Annotated in this window: 11 protein-coding genes; 4 read left to right on the top strand and 7 right to left on the bottom strand. The window is 44.2% G+C overall.

What is annotated here, in order from left to right; translation table 11 throughout:
* Nucleotides 1–32 precede the first annotated feature (32 nt).
* Nucleotides 33–647, top strand: coding sequence for a glutathione S-transferase N-terminal domain-containing protein (locus ICN25_RS04915; RefSeq protein ID WP_216179621.1), 615 nt, complete (start codon nucleotides 33–35; stop codon nucleotides 645–647).
* Nucleotides 648–651: 4 nt separating this feature from the next.
* Here ICN25_RS04915 and mnmA read toward each other — a convergent pair whose 3' ends face one another.
* The gene (mnmA, locus tag ICN25_RS04910) at nucleotides 652–1,767 is read right to left on the bottom strand and encodes a tRNA 2-thiouridine(34) synthase MnmA (protein ID WP_216179619.1); all 1,116 of its coding nucleotides are present in this window, start codon (nucleotides 1,765–1,767) and stop codon (nucleotides 652–654) included.
* A gap of 176 nt (nucleotides 1,768–1,943) precedes the next feature.
* On the opposite strand from mnmA, the gene ICN25_RS04905 reads away from it, so the two are divergent.
* Genes ICN25_RS04905 through ICN25_RS04895 form a run of 3 tightly spaced genes read left to right on the top strand, consistent with a single transcriptional unit; the run spans nucleotide 1,944 to nucleotide 4,837 of the window.
* Nucleotides 1,944–3,074: a Re/Si-specific NAD(P)(+) transhydrogenase subunit alpha gene (locus ICN25_RS04905; RefSeq protein ID WP_216179618.1), complete on the top strand. Its 1,131-nt coding sequence runs from the start codon at nucleotides 1,944–1,946 to the stop codon at nucleotides 3,072–3,074.
* A 24-nt stretch (nucleotides 3,075–3,098) separates the two neighbouring features.
* Entirely contained in the window at nucleotides 3,099–3,437 is a 339-nt protein-coding gene (locus ICN25_RS04900) for a proton-translocating transhydrogenase family protein (protein WP_114691891.1), read from the top strand.
* Between the two features lie 32 nt (nucleotides 3,438–3,469).
* Complete coding sequence (locus tag ICN25_RS04895) at nucleotides 3,470–4,837, top strand: NAD(P)(+) transhydrogenase (Re/Si-specific) subunit beta (RefSeq protein ID WP_216179616.1); 1,368 nt, start codon at nucleotides 3,470–3,472, stop codon at nucleotides 4,835–4,837.
* A gap of 236 nt (nucleotides 4,838–5,073) precedes the next feature.
* Here the strand turns inward: ICN25_RS04895 and ICN25_RS04890 are convergent, their stop codons facing one another.
* The 6 genes from ICN25_RS04890 to ICN25_RS04865 form a co-directional block, all read right to left on the bottom strand.
* A complete protein-coding gene (locus ICN25_RS04890; RefSeq protein WP_216179614.1) occupies nucleotides 5,074–5,904 on the bottom strand; it encodes a hypothetical protein in 831 nt (276 codons plus the stop codon).
* An 18-nt stretch (nucleotides 5,905–5,922) separates the two neighbouring features.
* Nucleotides 5,923–6,621 carry a glycosyltransferase gene (locus ICN25_RS04885; protein WP_216179612.1) on the bottom strand — a complete coding sequence of 233 codons (699 nt, stop codon included), beginning with the start codon at nucleotides 6,619–6,621 and terminating at the stop codon, nucleotides 5,923–5,925.
* 12 nt (nucleotides 6,622–6,633) lie between these two features.
* On the bottom strand, nucleotides 6,634–8,727 hold the full coding sequence (locus ICN25_RS04880; RefSeq protein ID WP_216179610.1) for a tetratricopeptide repeat protein: 2,094 nt from the start codon (nucleotides 8,725–8,727) through the stop codon (nucleotides 6,634–6,636).
* Between the two features lie 258 nt (nucleotides 8,728–8,985).
* The gene (gene groL / locus ICN25_RS04875; RefSeq protein ID WP_015421938.1) at nucleotides 8,986–10,638 is read right to left on the bottom strand and encodes a chaperonin GroEL; all 1,653 of its coding nucleotides are present in this window, start codon (nucleotides 10,636–10,638) and stop codon (nucleotides 8,986–8,988) included.
* A gap of 26 nt (nucleotides 10,639–10,664) precedes the next feature.
* Nucleotides 10,665–10,955 carry a co-chaperone GroES gene (locus ICN25_RS04870; protein WP_015421939.1) on the bottom strand — a complete coding sequence of 97 codons (291 nt, stop codon included), beginning with the start codon at nucleotides 10,953–10,955 and terminating at the stop codon, nucleotides 10,665–10,667.
* A gap of 333 nt (nucleotides 10,956–11,288) precedes the next feature.
* Complete coding sequence (locus tag ICN25_RS04865; protein ID WP_370624702.1) at nucleotides 11,289–19,229, bottom strand: YDG domain-containing protein; 7,941 nt, start codon at nucleotides 19,227–19,229, stop codon at nucleotides 11,289–11,291.
* Nucleotides 19,230–19,305 lie beyond the last annotated feature (76 nt).

The raw sequence follows: 19,305 nt of genomic DNA, 5'->3' as shown, positions 1-19,305 counted from the left end.
CCAATTTGGCTGGGATGGCTATACTTAGCCACATGAAACTCATTGGATCCCTCACTAGCCCCTACGTACGCAAGGTACGCATTGTTTTCTTGGAAAAAAAGGTTGATGTAGACCTAGAACTCGAGAATGTTTGGGCCGCAGACACCAAAATTGCCCATAACAATCCTTTGGGCAAGATTCCTTGCTTGATTTTGGATGATGGCGAGGCTATTTATGACTCTCGGGTGATTGCTGAGTATGCCGACACCCTCAGCCCCGTCAGCAAGCTTATTCCAACAGGTAGTCGCGAACGCGCTACGGTTAAAACCTGGGAAGCCCTGGCAGATGGGGTCGAAGATGCAGGTATTTTGGCTCGCTTAGAGGTGACTTTGCGCCCTCCAGAGCAGCAAAGTCCGGACTGGCTTATGCGCCAAATGGGCAAAATTGACGCAGCTTTAGCCCAAATGTCCCGTGAATTAGGCGAAAACGCCTGGTGCCATGGCAACCAGATGACTTTGGCTGATATTGCCGTGGGTTGTGCGTTAGGTTATATGCTGTTCCGCTTCCCCGATGTCACTTGGCAAGCTCAATACCCCAACCTGGATGCCTTGTATCAAAAGTTAATGCAAAGGCCTTCTTTTGCTGAAACAGCACCCCCAGCGGCCTAAATCCTTAGGCGGAAATAATGCCGCCGCCTAAGCAAATGTCACCGTCGTACAAAACGGCAGACTGGCCAGGGGTGACCGCCCACTGAGCCTGCGGAAAAGCCAGTTCAAAACTGAGGGGCCCTTCCAATCCTGCGGCAAGCGTACATGCAGAGTCTGCTTGGCGATAACGGGTTTTTGCTGAATATTGTCCTGGCGTAGGAGCTGCGCCCGCAACCCAACTAGCATCAATCGCAGATAGCTGATTAGCTAATAGCCATGGGTGCTCATGGCCTTGAGCAACATAAAGAGTGTTGTTAACAACATCTTTGCGTGCCACATACCAGGCATCCCCATTACCATCTTGACTACCGCCCAGGCCAATGCCTTTGCGCTGTCCCAGGGTAAAGAAGGCAAGCCCCATATGCTCTCCAACGGTTTTACCTTCAGGAGTTTTGATGGGACCTGGAGTACGTGGCAAGTAGCGGTTTAAGAATTCTCGGAAAGGGCGCTCACCAATAAAGCAAATTCCTGTGGAATCTTTTTTACGCGCATTGTGTAAACCAATTTGCTCAGCGATCTTACGAACTTCCGTTTTAGGAATCTCACCCAAAGGAAAAAGAACATTTGCCAATTGGCTTTGGCTTAAGCGGTGCAAGAAATAACTTTGATCTTTGCTAGCGTCCAATGCCTTTAACAATTGCACTTGACCGCCTTCATGTCGAACCCGCGCATAGTGGCCAGTGGCGATGGCATCCGCGCCCAAACTCATGGCGTGATCTAAAAAGGCTTTGAACTTAATTTCCGCATTGCACAAGACGTCTGGGTTAGGTGTCCTACCAGCAGCATATTCCCGCAAGAACTCGGCAAAAACACGCTCGCGGTACTCAGCAGCAAAATTGACTGCCTCGACATCAATACCAATCATGTCAGCCACGGAAACGACATCTAGCCAATCCTGGCGTGCGGAGCAATATTCATCGCTATCGTCATCTTCCCAATTTTTCATGAAAAGGCCAATTACTTCATAGCCTTGCTGCTTAAGCAGCAAGGCTGCTACCGACGAATCTACCCCTCCAGACATGCCAACGACGACTTTGGATGGTTTTGAGGCTGGTATTGCGGAAGAATTGAGCGGGATCATCAAAAAATGCGAGAATTCAATATAAGCTTAAAACCCCATTGTAGAAGCCTTAACTCAAGTTAGCCTCAACAGCTGAAATGAGATGAGATAAAACATAAGGGTATCCATATATATGTGTATTCGCGTATATATACCTAAAATAGATTTTTTGAAACATTAGCATTTGGAGACATGCCATGCGCATAGGCGTACCGCTGGAAATCAGACCCGGGGAAACTCGCGTTGCCGCCACACCAGAAACAGTTAAAAAGCTGATTGGCCAAGGCCACACAGTCGTTATTCAAAAGGATGCAGGTGTTAAAGCCAGCCAACCAGATTCTGCATATGAAGCAGTAGGCGCAACTATTGGAAGCGCAGCTGACGCCTTTGGGGCGGAGATCGTTCTCAAGGTGCGTGCACCTGAAGCTGCAGAGCTCAAGCAAATTAAATCTGGCAGCGTACTCATTGGCATGCTCGATCCATTTGATAACGACAATATTGCGGCCATGGCTGCACAAGGCGTGACTGCATTCTCATTAGAGGCTGCCCCACGCACTACTCGCGCACAAAGTATGGACGTCTTGTCTTCACAAGCGAATATCGCCGGATACAAAGCAGTGATGGTTGGTGCAAATGAGTATCAACGCTTCATGCCAATGCTCATGACTGCTGCAGGAACTGTTAAAGCAGCGCGTGTACTGATCTTGGGTGCCGGTGTTGCCGGTCTGCAAGCTATCGCGACTGCGAAGCGTTTAGGCGCCGTCATCGAAGCATCTGATGTACGCCCTGCTGCCAAAGAACAAATTGAATCTCTCGGCGCCAAGTTTGTTGACGTGCCTTATGAAACAGATGAAGAACGTGAAATCGCTCAAGGTGTTGGTGGCTATGCCCGTCCAATGCCAGAAGCTTGGATGAAGCGTCAAGCAGCCTTGGTTGCAGAGCGCGCTCAACAAGCTGACATCGTGATTACCACCGCTTTAATTCCAGGTCGCAAACCGCCAGTCTTATTGCACAGCGATACCGTTGCCAATATGAAACCAGGCTCTATCGTGATCGACTTAGCGGCTGGTCGTGGCGATAACGGTTCGGGTAACTGTCCTTTGACAGAAGCAGACAAGATTGTTGATAAGAATGGTGTGAAGATTATTGGTTACACCAATCTTGCAAGCATGGTGGCCGCAGATGCCTCCGCCCTGTACGCACGCAACTTGCTCGACTTCATGAAACTCATCGTTGATGCAGAAGCGAAGTTAGTTATCCCCGCTGATGATGACATCGTAACCGCCTGCCTCATGTGTCGTGATGGCCAAGCCGTCCGTAAAAACTAATAAAGAATTTTCAAAGGAAATATCATGGATCTCGCTGCGTTTCAAAGCATCCTCACAGTCCAAAACATCACCGTGTTTGTATTAGCTATTTTTGTTGGCTACCACGTAGTTTGGAACGTCACACCTGCACTTCACACTCCACTCATGGCTGTTACTAATGCTATTTCTGGAATCATTATTGTTGGTGCCCTACTTCAAACTGAAGTAATTGGTGGCGATGAGATCACTCTCACCAGCATCATTGGTGCTGTGGCAGTCTTCTTGGCATCAATCAATATTTTTGGTGGCTTTATGGTCACCCGTCGCATGCTTGAAATGTTCAAGAAAAAAGCTCCAAAGGCTGATGCGACTGGAACTAAATAAAACTAGAACAAGATCTTATAGAGACCACAATAATGTCAAACATAACCGCGATTTCCTATCTCATTTCATCGGTGCTTTTCATCCTCGCCTTGCGTGGATTGTCATCACCAACAACATCACGCCAAGGCAATACCTTCGGCATGATCGGCATGTTGCTTGCCGTAATCACTACCTTCATGATTCCCGACTTTAAGCCAGTCTTCTCTTTGATTATTGGTGCAATTGTTGGCGGCGCCATCATAGGAACACTCGCAGCTAAGCGTGTACAGATGACGAAGATGCCTGAGCTCGTAGCACTCATGCACTCCTTTGTTGGTTTGTCAGCTGTATTGATTGCGATTGCAGCGGTATATAACCCAGCCCATGACCATACTGGCGCACAAAAGATTGAGCTCTTTATTGGCGCGTTTATTGGTGCCATTACCTTTACCGCCTCTGTCATTGCATTCGGAAAACTATCCGGCAAAGTTAGTGGTAAGCCAGTGACTTTTGCTGGTCAGCATTTGCTCAATCTCATCCTCGCGATCGGCATGGTTTCTGGTGGCGTCATGTATTTCATGACAGGTAGCCACGAAGCATTCTTGGCAATGTGTGCGATTGCTTTGGTATTGGGCGTGACTTTGATCATCCCAATCGGTGGCGCAGATATGCCAGTCGTTGTATCCATGCTCAATAGCTACTCTGGCTGGGCGGCTGCAGGCATTGGTTTTACATTGAACAACCCAGTATTGATTATTGCTGGCGCTTGCGTAGGCTCTTCTGGCGCAATTCTGTCTTACATCATGTGTAAGGCGATGAACCGCTCCATCTTGGCAGTATTGCTTGGTGGCTTTGGTGCTGAAGCCTCTGCTGGTGGTGCTGATGATGGCGGTCCAAAGAACTACAAAACTGGCTCCCCAGAAGATGCCGCTTTCCTCATGGAGAATGCGGACACTGTTGTGATTGTTCCTGGCTACGGCTTGGCAGTTGCCCGTGCTCAACACGCCCTGAAAGAATTAACAGAGAAGCTCACCCATCATGGCGTTACCGTGAAGTATGCGATTCACCCAGTTGCAGGCCGTATGCCTGGTCACATGAACGTACTCTTGGCTGAAGCTGAAGTTCCATACGATCAAGTATTTGAAATGGAAGACATCAATAGCGATTTCGGTCAGGCTGATGTGGTGCTAGTACTTGGCGCAAACGACGTGGTGAACCCTGCTGCTCGCACGCCCGGTAGCCCAATCTTTGGTATGCCAATCCTGGAAGCCTTCAAAGCTAAAACAATTATTGTGAACAAGCGCTCCATGGCTGCAGGTTATGCTGGTCTTGATAACGAACTCTTCTACATGGATAAAACCATGATGGTCTTCGGTGATGCGAAGAAAGTAGTTGAAGACATGGTGAAATCAGTGTCCTAAAGATCAATCTAACCAGCTACAAATAAATAACCGCCTTCGGGCGGTTTTTTATTACACTAAGTAGGAGGGTAATTAAAGATAGTGGGTAGAACCTCTTCATTGATTTACTGTAATAAATAAAAAATGTCTAAACTTGTGAAGCAGGAGTTATATCCTCAACGATCAGGTGACTGCGGAATTTAAAGTACCGCATCAGGTATCTATGAATGCTTTTAAAGAACTCGCAGACGCTGCATTTAAAGGATTGCTTTTGTGAATTCAGATTGCGGAAAGCGAGATATGGTCTGAAAAGCTAAACGCCTCAACTCTTGCAGCTTTATTGGATTTTGAATAAGTTCAGAGCATTCATCAGCCAGCCGATCATATGGCACACCATTCACCCCATCAAGATACATCTCATCAATAGATGTAGTCGGATTAACCTCAGAAACAACTGCAACAGAATTATTCATCAAATAAAAAACACGCACCACTTCAAATATTTCAGAATCATGGAAGTGGTGATTTAAAACTAGCTTGGACCTTGCAATCAGAGCATCCCTTTCATCACCATAAACACCCCAAAGAGTTCTAACAACCAATCCGCGAGACTTAAGTTGCTCAATAATTACAGCCCTTCTCGGATTAATCCACCCATAAAATAGAACATCTATATCCCTAGATCCAGAATTGGGAATTTTTATTAATTCTTTTTGAAAGCCCAGCTTAAGTAAGCCAACATTTCGAATGCCCAACTCATTTAACTTGAGAATATTTCTTTCGCTATAGTCCCAGACACGAAAATGCTTTACCCATTCGAAAATGGTGGAATTCCACTTAATATCAGTATTGTAAATTTGCTCCGTATTTAAAATAATAGTTTCCTTGGGAATTTTTGGAATATATTCCAACTCCAGGAGATGGCACCCTATTAAAATATTTACAGCATTTTTTTCCATCTGACGGTATTGCAGGGTCGCCTCAAACCCCAAATCGATCAAGGAGAATTTAATTGCCTCAGCTAGCTCTGTATACGCCTGCGTATGAACATAATCTTTCGGCTGAATAATGCAAATGTTATATCTCATGATATTTATTAATTAAAGCTATTCTTTCCACTTATCTATATACGTAGCATAGGACTCGAACCAGGACTTATCCAAACCACCATAACTAGCATGGACGATAGATAAAGGAATAGTCCCCATTTTTACATTTAGCATCTCAGCGCTTCTGCAAAAATCTAAATCATAAAAGTGAAAATTAAATCTGCTATCAAACCGCAATTTAGATTTTTCAATAGTTTTACTTGAGATAGCAAGAAAAACGCCGTCCATCAGCTTGCACTCAAGTCCAGGCGCGCCAAATACATCAAGTCTTAGCGGGGGGTATGAATTGCCTTGACCTATAGCTCCGCTTAAATATTTCTTATCATCCAGATTGCCCTCAGTATTTGTCATTATCCAGCCAGGCTGGCGCGGCAACCTTCTAGTATTTCCAACAACCCCCAGCAATTCAAAACGCTTTAGCCCCTCTCGGACTCTGTCCACCCAAAAATAATCGCATAATAAAACATCATCATGGATGAAGACTAGGATTGCAGGCTTAAGAAGAGCCTCTTCAATAGCCTTATTATAAAGTTCGCCCAACCCCTTTGAATTGCTGGCATAGAGTCGAACCTCAACTTTTGAGGTCTCAATAAATGCCCTAATTGATCTTCCGGTATGCGTCTTAGATAAAAAATCGTTTTGATCTAATTTGGTGGCACAAACAACACGCACTGGTAATTCATCGTTAGTGATCATCTGCTTGATTTATTAATTAATATAAATGTTTTTTGATTGCATTTTATTTATAGCCAAATCCACAATCTTTTCATATGCACTTTCAATATGATGAGTTGTTAGAGTGGAATTAAAAAGGGTTGTAGTTAGCCTATTGCTTTCGAGCTTGCATTTAATATCCTTAAGTTTATCTCGATTAACAGCCAACTCCACTGCTAGATTCTCATAGTCATTGAGAGAGCTTGTAACTAACTCTGGCAATTCAATTGCGATTAATAAGCTGCTAGCAACTCTTGCTGAAAATGAATCGCCTTGATAGGTTAGGATGGGAAGACCTACCCATAATGCATCACTAGCAGTGGTATGAGAATTGCAGGGATATGTGTCCAAAAATAAATCGCCTAATTTCATTCTAGATAAATGTTCGGCAGTTGGGATTTTGTCAGCAAAAAAGAGTCTATTGGGATTGATTCCCCGGAGTTCAATTTCATTTCTTAGATTATTTTTAGCAACATCGTCATCTACTAACAACCATAAAATACTATCGTCAACTCTATTGAGAATTCTTGCCCATACATCAAACATGGCCGGCAAAATCTTGTAGTGCTGGTTAAATCCGCAATATATAAATGCATCCTCAGGCAATCCCAATTCTTTTCGAGAATATTCTCTTGTTGAAATTAGACGCTGTGGATCATTAATTTGATAGCTATTTGGTAAATAAATAATTTTTTCTGAATAGAATTTCTGCAGAGCTTCAGGTATCAAAATAGGGTCGGCAATGATGTAATCAACATTAGAGGTCCCCAGTGTTCCGGGATAGCCTAAATAGTTGACCTGTAATGGAGCAGCTTTCTGCATAAAAATTCCGGGGCGGCCATCATATGTATAGCCCTTTAAATCGACCGCAATATCTAAGTCCATCTCTCGAGCCATCTTAGCCACTTCCTCATCCGATTCATTGCCAATGTAGTAATACCCATCAAATTGAGTGGCCACTCTTTCGAACATACTGTCTTTTATTTCTTTCCCGTATGAAAAAGCAAATATCTCAAATCGGGTCTTATCATGCTTCTCAAAAAAATCCGCCATCAGATGCAAAGTAGCATGATTATAAAAATCTGCTGAAAAATATCCGATGCGGATTTTTCCCCTACTTTTAAGTGATATTTTTTCTTTTTTAAGAGGACTAGTTAACTGGAAATTTTCAGCCCAAATTTGAGCGGCTCTCAGTTGCAAATCTGGGCTATCAATGGCAGATAGGACCGTAAATGGATAAGCAATCTTGAAACCCTGAGTTATTTTTAAAGAAATTTCTGAAATCAACTCAGGCAATACCGTCCATGAACAGGTTACCAGTGACAGATTTAATATTTTGCCCAAAAGAAATTCTTCGCTGGGATACATTTTATGGGCTTTTTGGTAACAACTAAGAGCATCTGCATGCCTCATCAAGGAAAGATAAATTAACCCTAACTCTAAGTAGCCATTAATACCTTCTGGGTTTAAATGCAAACACTGGATATAAGATTTGATTGCAGATTCAGAATCCTTAAGAGAAGCTTCAACTCTTCCACGACCCAACCAACCCAGATGGGATGCTTCATCAAGTTGAATGGCGCTTTTAAAGTACTCCAATGCTCGCTCATAAATCTCTAGCTGGCGATAACATTCGCCCAAATTCAAAAGCGCATCTATTGATGCTGGATTTAAAGTCAGCGCCTTTTCAAACATTTTTATCGCTTCATTTTCACGCCCTAGAAGCACCAAACTATTGCCGTAATTAACCCAAGCCTCAGGATTATTGCCGGCCAGCTCTACTGATTTTTGATGATATTTAATTGCCTCTAGGTTTCGCCCATAAGAGGATAAAGCTTTTGCTAAGTTGTAATACAAAGAAGGCTCTTGTGGGCTAATAACCAAAGCTTTCTTAAAACAATCTGCCGCCTCTGGATGTCTCTCTTGTATAGCCCTTATCAATCCCATAATATGCAGCGCAGGTAAGTTATTTTTCTGCGCTTGCAATACTTTCATAAGAAGCTTCTCAGAAGCGTCATAATTCTTGGCCTCAAAATCGCTAACTGCATGGCGAATCATAGATTCTAAAAAATTTTGCATTTGCTGCATTCAGAAAAAATATTATTGAAATGGCGATTAATAGTTCGATGGATAATTCTACCTTCGACCCGTATTTTTTCTCGAAAAATACAAGATTTTTTGTGATGCGACGCTATCGAATAAGTCTAATATGAATAATTTATCCATAATCACAATATTTAAACGGGTATAAAGGCTACTCATCCTCTTTAATTAAAAAAAACGCCTAGTCTTTTGAACTAGGCGTTTTAGTTTCTACAGCTTGGGAGCTGAGGAAATTTACAGCCATTACATCATGCCGCCCATTCCACCCATGCCACCCATACCGCCCATATCAGGCATGCCGCCACCAGCAGAATCATCCTTTGGCGCTTCGCAAATTGCGCAATCGGTAGTCAACAACAAGGCTGCAACAGAAGCTGCATTAACCAATGCAGTTTTTGTTACCTTGGTTGGGTCGATCACACCTTGAGCTACGAGGTCGCCGTACTCACCAGTTGCTGCGTTGTAACCGTTGTTGCCCTTGCTGGCCAATACTGCATTAACAACTACGCTGGCTTCATCACCTGCGTTAGAAACGATGATACGGATTGGCTCTTCCATTGCGCGCAATACGATGTTGATACCTGCGTCTTGGTCAGCGTTATCACCTTTCAAGCCCTTGATACCTTGCATCGCGCGTAACAATGCTACGCCACCGCCAGGAACAATACCTTCTTCAACCGCTGCACGAGTTGCGTGCAATGCATCATCAACGCGGTCTTTCTTTTCTTTCATTTCAACTTCCGTAGCAGCACCAACACGAATCACTGCAACACCGCCTGCCAATTTGGCAACGCGCTCTTGCAATTTCTCTTTGTCGTAGTCGCTAGTAGCTTCTTCGATCTGAACACGGATGTTCTTCACGCGCGCTTCGATTGCTTTAGCATCGCCAGCACCGTCAATGATGATGGTGTTTTCTTTGCCAACTTCGATACGCTTCGCTTGACCTAAGTGCTCAAGAGTTGTTTTTTCAAGCGTGAGACCGATTTCTTCAGCGATTACTGTACCGCCAGTCAAAATCGCGATGTCTTCCAACATAGCTTTACGACGATCGCCAAAGCCTGGGGCCTTAACGGCACAAGTCTTGATGATGCCGCGAATGTTGTTCACAACCAAAGTTGCCAAGGCTTCGCCTTCAACATCTTCTGCAATGATCAACAATGGGCGACCAGATTTCGCTACTTGCTCGAGTACTGGGAGCAAATCACGAATGTTGCTAACTTTCTTGTCAAACAAGAGAACGTATGGTGTTTCCAATACGGCAACTTGCTTTTCAGGCTGGTTGATGAAGTATGGGGAGAGGTAACCGCGGTCAAACTGCATACCCTCAACCACTTCAAGCTCGTCTTCTAATGACTTGCCATCTTCAACAGTGATAACGCCTTCTTTACCTACTTTTTCCATTGCTTCAGCGATACGCTGACCAATGCTGTGATCGCTATTAGCTGAGATTGAACCAACTTGAGCGATTTCTTTAGTAGTTGTGCAAGGCTTACTGATTTTCTTGAGCTCTTCGATTGCAGCTGCTACAGCTTTGTCGATACCGCGCTTCAAGTCCATTGGGTTGTGACCAGAAACTACGTATTTCATGCCTTCGCGAACGATAGACTGAGCCAATACAGTAGCTGTAGTTGTACCGTCACCAGCGATGTCATTGGTTTTGGAAGCAACTTCCTTCACCATCTGAGCACCCATGTTCTGGAGCTTGTCTTTGAGTTCGATTTCTTTTGCTACGGACACACCATCTTTAGTGATGGTTGGGCCGCCGAATGAACGCTCGATAACTACATTGCGACCTTTTGGTCCCAAAGTTGTTTTTACTGCGTTCGCAAGAATGTTTACGCCTTCTACCATCTTGGTACGGGCGTTATCTCCAAATACGACGTCTTTTGCTGCCATGATTGAGTTCCTTTCTTAGGTACCGATTACTTCTGTACAACAGCCATGATGTCTTCTTCGCGCATTACGAGAAGCTCGTCGCTGCCGACCTTAACTGTTTGACCTGCATATTTGCCAAATAACACGCGATCGCCAACTTTGACGTCTGGTGCATTCAACTTACCGCTGTCATCACGTTTGCCTGGGCCAACTGCCAATACTTCGCCTTGGTCTGGCTTTTCAGCAGCAGCATCCGGAATGATGATTCCAGAAGCAGTTTTTGATTCTTGATCTAAACGTTTAATGATTACGCGATCATGTAAAGGACGCAGATTCATTCCTTCTCCTATGTTAGTAAGTGTTAACTAATTAAAAAACCAATATAAATCAATATGTTGCAATCTCTTAACACGAAGGCAACAAGCTTTTCAGCTGAATAAGCCTGTTTTAGCACTCGCGTGTAGGGAGTGCTGATTATATAGGTCTGATTCGAGGGAATTCAAGGGCAAATGTTGGAGTTTTCTAAGGATTGAACTCTGGATACCCGTGATTGAACTCGAAAGCCTATGAAAATCAAGGTCTTAAGAAGAATGGCCCCTAAAAAGGCTCAAAATTGAGACTAAAACACCTTTAGAGATGCCCAGACATATTTATGCCATATGTAGCTAGCCTTACTTCACGGCGACACACAAGCCGCTTTGAATAAGAATTTGGTCCTTAACCTCATCCATACCCACAATACATCCCGTCACTGATATTCCAGAGCCTGAGCCAGTAGCTGGGGTTGGATTTGGTGCTGGTGTAATTGTTAAAGCCGTCGCATTGCTTGGCGCCTGCACAAAGATGTAATTGCCATTATTTGCAACAAGACCCGAACCATTAATTGAATAAGTCCCAGCCCCACTGGTGGAAGATGCATTAGTGCTAAATAACAAGGTCCCTGTAGTAGCAATCGATTGATTCTGATTATTTACAAAACCAATAACTGAGCCGTTATTTACGTTCGGGAGGGTCCCTGCCACAGCAGAAACTGGCGTTGCTGTGTAAGTTAACGTTGCTGGATTAACAGTTAATGCAGTGGCATTTCCAGCGGCCTGTCCAAAGTTGTAATTTCCATCATTTGCAGCCAATCCAGAGCCATAAATTGGATAACTACCTACATTACTTAAATTCGTAGCAGTCGTACTAAACAGCAATCCACCAGAAGTGGCATTGGCTTGGTTTTCACCAGCTACAAAGCCTGTGACCGACCCAGCATTCACACTAGGTATGCTGCCGTAGGTGCTGCTAGCTGGGGCAGCAGTATAAGTTAAGGTGGCCGGTGTAATCACGCCATTTGAACCACTAAAGTTAGTACCCCCAGCCAGATAGTAGTTATTACTATCTACGCCACTCAGAGCTAAGTTAGAAACGCTGTAATTAATATTTGAGCCTACGTTTTTCTGAGCAAAAGCACCTGAACCGCCAGCAGTCACTTGGTCACCAGAAATTACTGGTGAGAGTGAAATTGACAGGCCATTCATGGTTGTCGTGCCATCGTAAACCTTGGATACGCTTGACGCACTAGCTGTGACTGCTTGTTGGCCTACAGACAAACTGCCGGTATAGACACCTGCTCCAATAAGATTAATTGTGCCGCTCTGAATCAAGTTCCCACCAGAAATCTGATAAGAGCCAAAACTGAGGTTATTACTAGAACTCATCACTGCATTAGCCGGGGAAAGTGTAAACGTTACATTTCCACCGCGATTATCGTTATATGTGTAGGTGTTACCAACACTACTTACATAATTTAGATTTACAACGCCCGTGCCGTTTAAATAGTACTGAACAGAACTCGGGGTTAGGCTCACATTATTTCCGTAAGTAATTGCATGACTTCCGGCTTGCACCACTAATGTATCTGCTGGAGCAATTGTGTATGTGCCAGTCACATAAGAAATACTGTAATTGTTTGCACTAAAACCTGACGGCGTCAGAGTGTAAGTACCAGCGCCTGAACTGATATTTGCGCTATTTGCAACAGAGCCTGCTATGACACCAGAATTACCTGCTGTCTGCCCCTGAACAAAGCCAGAATAACTCACGGTATAGCTGCTAGGTAGGCCCTGGCCAATGAATGTTGCTACATTATCGGCCGTTACCGTCAATGGTGCCTTGGTAATATTTGCGGATAGACCCGTAGGCTGCGACAACGTATAGTTGCCAGCAGCAGAGCCGCTCAAAGTATTGCCTAGTACGGTTACAGGGATACTATTGCCTACATCTGCACTCGCAAAGCTTCCATATGCAGCAGCGGCATTCAGCTCAACGGGATCTGAACCCACAACACCAACCAAGGCAGCATTATTAGAGTTAAGCAAGGCATCGGTTGTACTGTCATATGTTTTATTACTTGCAGTCTGACCAGAAATGAGAAGGGGCTTAGGACTAATTACTAAATTTGCATTGGTAATTGTTGGAGTGTTGTAGTTTCCTAGTGCAGTACCGCTCACTTGCAAATTGGAGGTGTAGGTCCCTGCATTAGTACCTGTTGCCAAACCAGTCACGGTGATGGCATCAGCACCCAGCAAGGTAGTTGTATAAGTGCCCGTATAAGCATTGCCGTTATAGACATTCCCAGAGATACTTGGTGTAGCTGTCACACTTAAATTCGCTTTAACAACTACATTAGTTGACGGAGTGTATGTGAATAAATAATTGCTCGCTGTACCAGTTGAAAGCACAGCTGCACTCGGCGTAGAAATAAAGGTGCCGGCTTGAGCTATGCCACTAACTAGATTTCCACCAACAGTAGTGCGCTGAGTAACCGATCCAACAGCATCAGAACCTGCCAGTGCCGTAGTTGTAAAGCTAGCAGAGCCAACAAGATCGGCATAAGTCGATACGCCGTCATATGTAGTGCTGCTAGTGTTATTAGTGATGGTTACGGATTTTTTGTTGACCGTTAAATTAGCAGGCCTATAAGTGATTGCATAATTAGTAGAGTTAAAGCCGCCGGTACCTGTTGCATCACTTGCTACGATCCCACTGGTGTATGTGCCAGCATTCGTTGTATCGCCTACGGTATCACTTCCCTGATATTTAAGCGTTACAGAGCTAATCGTTTCGCCTATATTTAATCCGCCACTGGTAATGCTATAGGCGGTTGTCCCTAAACTTAAAGCAGTTCCATAAGTTGTACTGCGGGCATTAGCAGTAAGCGTAATTGGCTTAGGATTTACTGTGAAATTGACGCTATTTGAAGCAGGGTTATAAATATAATTCGTGGAAGTCAAACCCGTACTGTAGGTTAAGTCATAGCTTGCCGCACCAGAACTTGAAGTAGGCGCGTTTGTAATTACTGCAGTTCCAGATAATCCAACTAAAGCAGCTGGGCTACTAATTGAGCTTCCGCTACCAGCAGCATTGGTATTAAAAGTGTAGTTAATGGATGGTGTGCTGCCATAGGTACTACTCTGACCAGAACCGATGATCACATAAGCATTGGCTTTATCTATAGTTGCACTAACAGTACCTCCAGTTAGGGTGTAGTTTCCATCGAGCAAAGTTAGATTACTGCTAGTAAAACTGCTGTAGGTTGCAGCATTTGCACTATTAGTTAGCGCGGTTCTTCCAGGAGTAATGGTTGGATATGAATCACCGTTATACAAGGTACCACTAAGCGTATAGGTATTAGTGGAGGAAAAGCTAGAAAATCCATCGTAAGTTTTGCTAATCGTTAAATTCAGAATTGCAGGATTCACAACGAAATTCACTGTCCCTGTAGCACGACTAAATGTATAGTTAGTCGAACTCAAACCACTGGTGTAATAAAGGCCATAGGTTCCTGAATTTGAAGTCGCGGTAACACTATTAAAACCATTAAAGGTAATGACTGCCGTACCAGTGGTCGCAGTCGTAATAGCACTACCCGTACCCGCAGCATTGGCATTAAAGGTGTAAGTAATCGTTGGTGTGCTGCCATAGGTACTACTCTGACCAGAACCGATAATCACATAGGCATTGGCTTTGTTGATTGTTAGGCCGGCATTGGTGTAACTAATGTTGTAGTTACTTGCAGTAGTGCCACTGCCTGCTGTTGCCTGGAGGTTATCAGCATAAGGTGTGGCACTAGCATTCGTACCGGAGCCATAACCAGAGAGCGTGAAGCTTTGGCTACCGATACCAGTAGCAATCGTATTGCCGGTGATAGTCGCCGCACTACCATTCACAGTCGCAGTAGCACCACTATTCGTTTGTGCTGAACCGTTATAGGCCACACTGTTATTAGCACCAGTGACTACTAAAGACACTGGATTAACAATATAGTTCACGGCGCTTGCTGCTGGATTAAAGCTGTAGTTTGTTGAGTTCAGACCGCTTGCATAAGTCAGGCTATAGGTTGCGGCATCTGAGGTGGCACTTGGCGCATTGGTAATGACTGCCGTACCAGTGGTCGCAGTCGTAATAGCACTACCCGTACCCGCAGCATTGGCATTAAAGGTGTAAGTAATCGTTGGTGTGCTGCCATAGGTACTACTCTGACCAGAACCGATGATCACATAGGCATTGGCTTTGTTGATTGTTAGGCCGGCATTGGTGTAACTAATGTTGTAGTTACTTGCAGTAGTGCCACTGCCTGCTGTTGCCTGGAGGTTATCAGCATAAGGTGTGGCACTAGCATTCGTACCGGAGCCATAACCAGAGAGCGTGAAGCTTTGGCTACCGATACCAGTAGCAATCGTATTGCCGGTGATAGTCGCCGCACTACCATTCACAGTCGCAGTAGCACCACTATTCGTTTGTGCTGAACCGTTATAGGCCACACTGTTATTAGCACCAGTGACTACTAAAGACACTGGATTAACAATATAGTTCACGGCGCTTGCTGCTGGATTAAAGCTGTAGTTTGTTGAGTTCAGACCGCTTGCATAAGTCAGGCTATAGGTTGCGGCATCTGAGGTGGCACTTGGCGCATTGGTAATGACTGCCGTACCAGTGGTCGCAGTCGTAATAGCACTACCCGTACCCGCAGCATTGGCATTAAAGGTGTAAGTAATCGTTGGTGTGCTGCCATAGGTACTACTCTGACCAGAACCGATGATCACATAGGCATTGGCTTTGTTGATTGTTGCTGAATTTGTAGCTGCATTGTAGCCACTAACTAAACTATAGTTTGAAGCAGTACCGCTAGAGAGGGTAAATGAAACAAAATAATTACTTCCGTTATCTGAGACTTGTGCACTATTTGCCGTAGCAGTAGCTAATACATCACCCACATTTAAACCCGAAACAACTAAATCCGGTCCGGCGGCAAATGTTTTATTGCCATCGTAAGTTTTGCTACCTACAATCCCCAACACAATAGTTGCCGGATCAACAGTCAAAATGCCTGTATTTGCATAGCTGAATCCATACCCAGTATTTGCAGAGGCCCCAGATGCAGTAATTGCATATGTGCCAACAGAGGCGCCAGAACTAGAGCCGGTAGAAGAGATAGTTGGCAATGTAGCAAAAATATCCGAGCTGGTAACAGCTAGATATACATTGCCATAAGTTGCTGGGTTAGTTTGATACGCTCCACCTAAGCTGTAATTTGTACTTAAATCAACCGTATTCCCGTATGTCTTTTGAGCGTCTGTAGTTGTAATTGTTGGGCTATCACCAAATACATATCTATTCCCAGCCCCAATGACTGCTGGGGGCGCTGATAGGTATGTTGAACCCCAATACGCCTTATTACCACTTACCAATCCACCAAATGTGTCTGAAGCAGGAGTTGCACTATAAACAACCCAACGATCTGTCGCTCCCGCATCAGTCGTTACCAGTGCACTAGATCCAGCGTTATTAATAAAATTACCAAGTGCAGCAATAACCAAGTTACCTGAAGCTTGGCTATCCGAAATTGATGCACCTGAGTTAATCGTAATATTGCCACCAGACACTAATGCCACAGAATCGGTGAATGTTGCCGTGCCTGAAACGTCAATGTTACCCGCAGTGGAGCTTCCTATAGTGATATTGGTAAATCCATCTGCAAATTTACGAGTACCTCCAACGCCATTAAAGAGATAAACAGGTAAATTTAAAGTCGAACCAGTTGAACCCAGGGATATTGTTCCGCCAGTTGTATATGGCTCAATAATGACGTTACCGCCGCCAGTACCAAGTAAGTAGGTACTAGTAAATAAAGGGTCTGCTGTTGAGGTAGTCGCAGAATCATATTTAATATCTAAGGTCGATCCATTAAGAATGGTCGTTGAACCCGAGTAACCATTAACTACAGCAGATCCGGAGAATATAACCGTACCAGCACCTGCCCCAACACTCGTATTAGTTGGGAAAGCCCCCGATGCATAACCAATTTTTATGGCGGAAGTTCCACCAGTAATTGAGCCACTAAATGTTAAGCTTGATCCAGCATATGCCCCAAAAGTTACAGCCCCAACAGTCGCCGTTGAAATTGTGACAGCACCAGTTAAGTTAGCAGAACCTTGGCTACTATAAATTAAAGCTAAGGTAGTCGATGTAGGAATACTGATTGCATTTGAAACAGTGAAGCCTGCTAAATCTAAGTTACCTCTTGAGGCCGAGGTACCATCACCAACAGAAATGGATCCAGTTCCTGCAAGCGCATCATTTACGCCAATTTTTAAAACTGGGCTTTGATGAAGGATGGTACCGCCGCCAAATGTATTGTTAGCAACCTGAATAATCACGGTTCCATTACCATCATAAAGGGCTGTAGTTTGTGTACCGATATTTAACACACTCGTGAGAGTACCCAGGATCGGCAAAGTATCGACGATCAACGTTGCACCTGATTTTGGACTTAAATATCCATTAGCACCGCCAAGAGTAATACCACCAGTTATTCTGGAGGTACTGCCTGTATTTGTATTGGTAATAAAGCCAGTACCTGCAAGCGTGATTGGCTTAGCAATATCATATCCATTTAAGTCAAATACAACGGTAGCGGAACTAATTGAAACGCTAGGACTATTTCCGAGTGCATTAGCGTTTGCGAGCTTAAGTCGCCCCGAGACAATAGTTGTAGCGCCACTATAAGTATTGGCATTTGAAAGGATTACACCATCACCCAAACTATTCGTCCCAGTGATATCAATAGATTGATTAGCTCCTGAAATTACCCCACTAAAATTTACATAGCAGCCATTTGAGTTAGCACCTCCCGATAAAACCAACTTCTTATTGAGAATAATATTGCCACTAAAGGTCGCAGTCGTTGCCCCGCTAATTCCTATAGTCGCAGAACCAGTACTACCGGCTTGAACAGTGATATCACGAGCAATATTGATACCGCCCGTTGCATATAAATTAGTGAAAGCTGTGCCGGAAGATCCTCCTAAAAGTATTTGGCCTATTGAACTACCAAATGCATTTGAAGTGCTAACTGTAAAAGTTCCAAATGAAACAGTACTTACACCAGTGTAAGTGTTAGAACTATCAATATTTATTGGTGATGAATAGGAGGTGCCTCCAATTATTCCGTTATAGGAAACGCCATAAGCACCGCTGATAACTGATAACGACTTTAGAGTTAAACCACTACCACCAGTCATTGCTATTTGAGAATCAGCCGTAAGTGTTATTGGCGCATTCATTACATATAACACACCACCAGTTGTTCCGCCGGTAAGTGTTCCCCCATTCAGAGTAATTGCTTTTGTAAATGGCGATGAGGTTATAGCTGTATCAGGAAGCCTCAAAAAAGCACCGCTATCAACCCGCACTAAACTCGCATTAGTTAATGAGGATAGGCCTGGCACTAGAGTACCCGAAGAAATAATCGCCGTACCTGTGAAGGTATTAGCACCACTTAAAACCCAAGCGCCAGTGCCAGTGCCATTTTTTACGATTGATAAAGTACCGCCACTTGGATCTACCAATACTGGAGTTAAAGATGCTGAGTACATCGTGGATCCAGTTAAGGTCAATATCGGAGATGTACCTAAAACTACCAAGCTACCGGAATTGCCAAAATTTAAACCTGAACTGGAATTATCTATGGTTGCACCATTGGCACCAATCGTAAATAAACGATTTATAGTAATTTGACTTCCGGTATATTTCAGCGTACCGCCATTAATTACTAAATTCGCAGCATCGCTTGTTGATTGTCCTATGCCGCTCGCTGTGCCGCCATTAGCCAATGAAGATGCGGAGAGAGTACCGGCATTGATAGTCGTGGCACCAGTGTAGGTATTGGCATTACTCAATACCAAGATGCCACTACCTTCTTTAGTAAATCCGCTACCAGTACCTGAAATCACTCCTGACAGAGTTAACTGTGTGCCCGCTACTGAGAAAGTATTGTTGGTCGCACCTAAAGTGATTGTGCCGCTTAAGGAACTTGTGCCAGTTGAGGTGGCTAAGGTACCACCGTTAATAGTGATTGCTTCTGTGAGAACAGCTACGTTCTGAAGATCAAGAGTTGCACCACTAGCAATCGTGGTACCGGCAGCAGTAGTACCAAGACCTGTGGCATTGGTGATAGCTAGCGTACCGGCATTGATAGTTGTATCTCCAGTGTAGGTATTAGTATTACTCAATATCAAGATGCCGCTACCTTCTTTAGTAATTCCTCTGCTTGCCCCTGAAATCACTCCAGAAAGAGTTAACTGTGTGCCCGTTACTGAGAAGGTATTGCTGGTTGCACCTAAAGTGATTGTGCCGCTTAAG

The organism is Polynucleobacter sp. 80A-SIGWE (genome assembly GCF_018882295.1).
Classification (GTDB): domain Bacteria; phylum Pseudomonadota; class Gammaproteobacteria; order Burkholderiales; family Burkholderiaceae; genus Polynucleobacter.
This window is presented reverse-complemented; position numbering and strand designations above follow the sequence as displayed.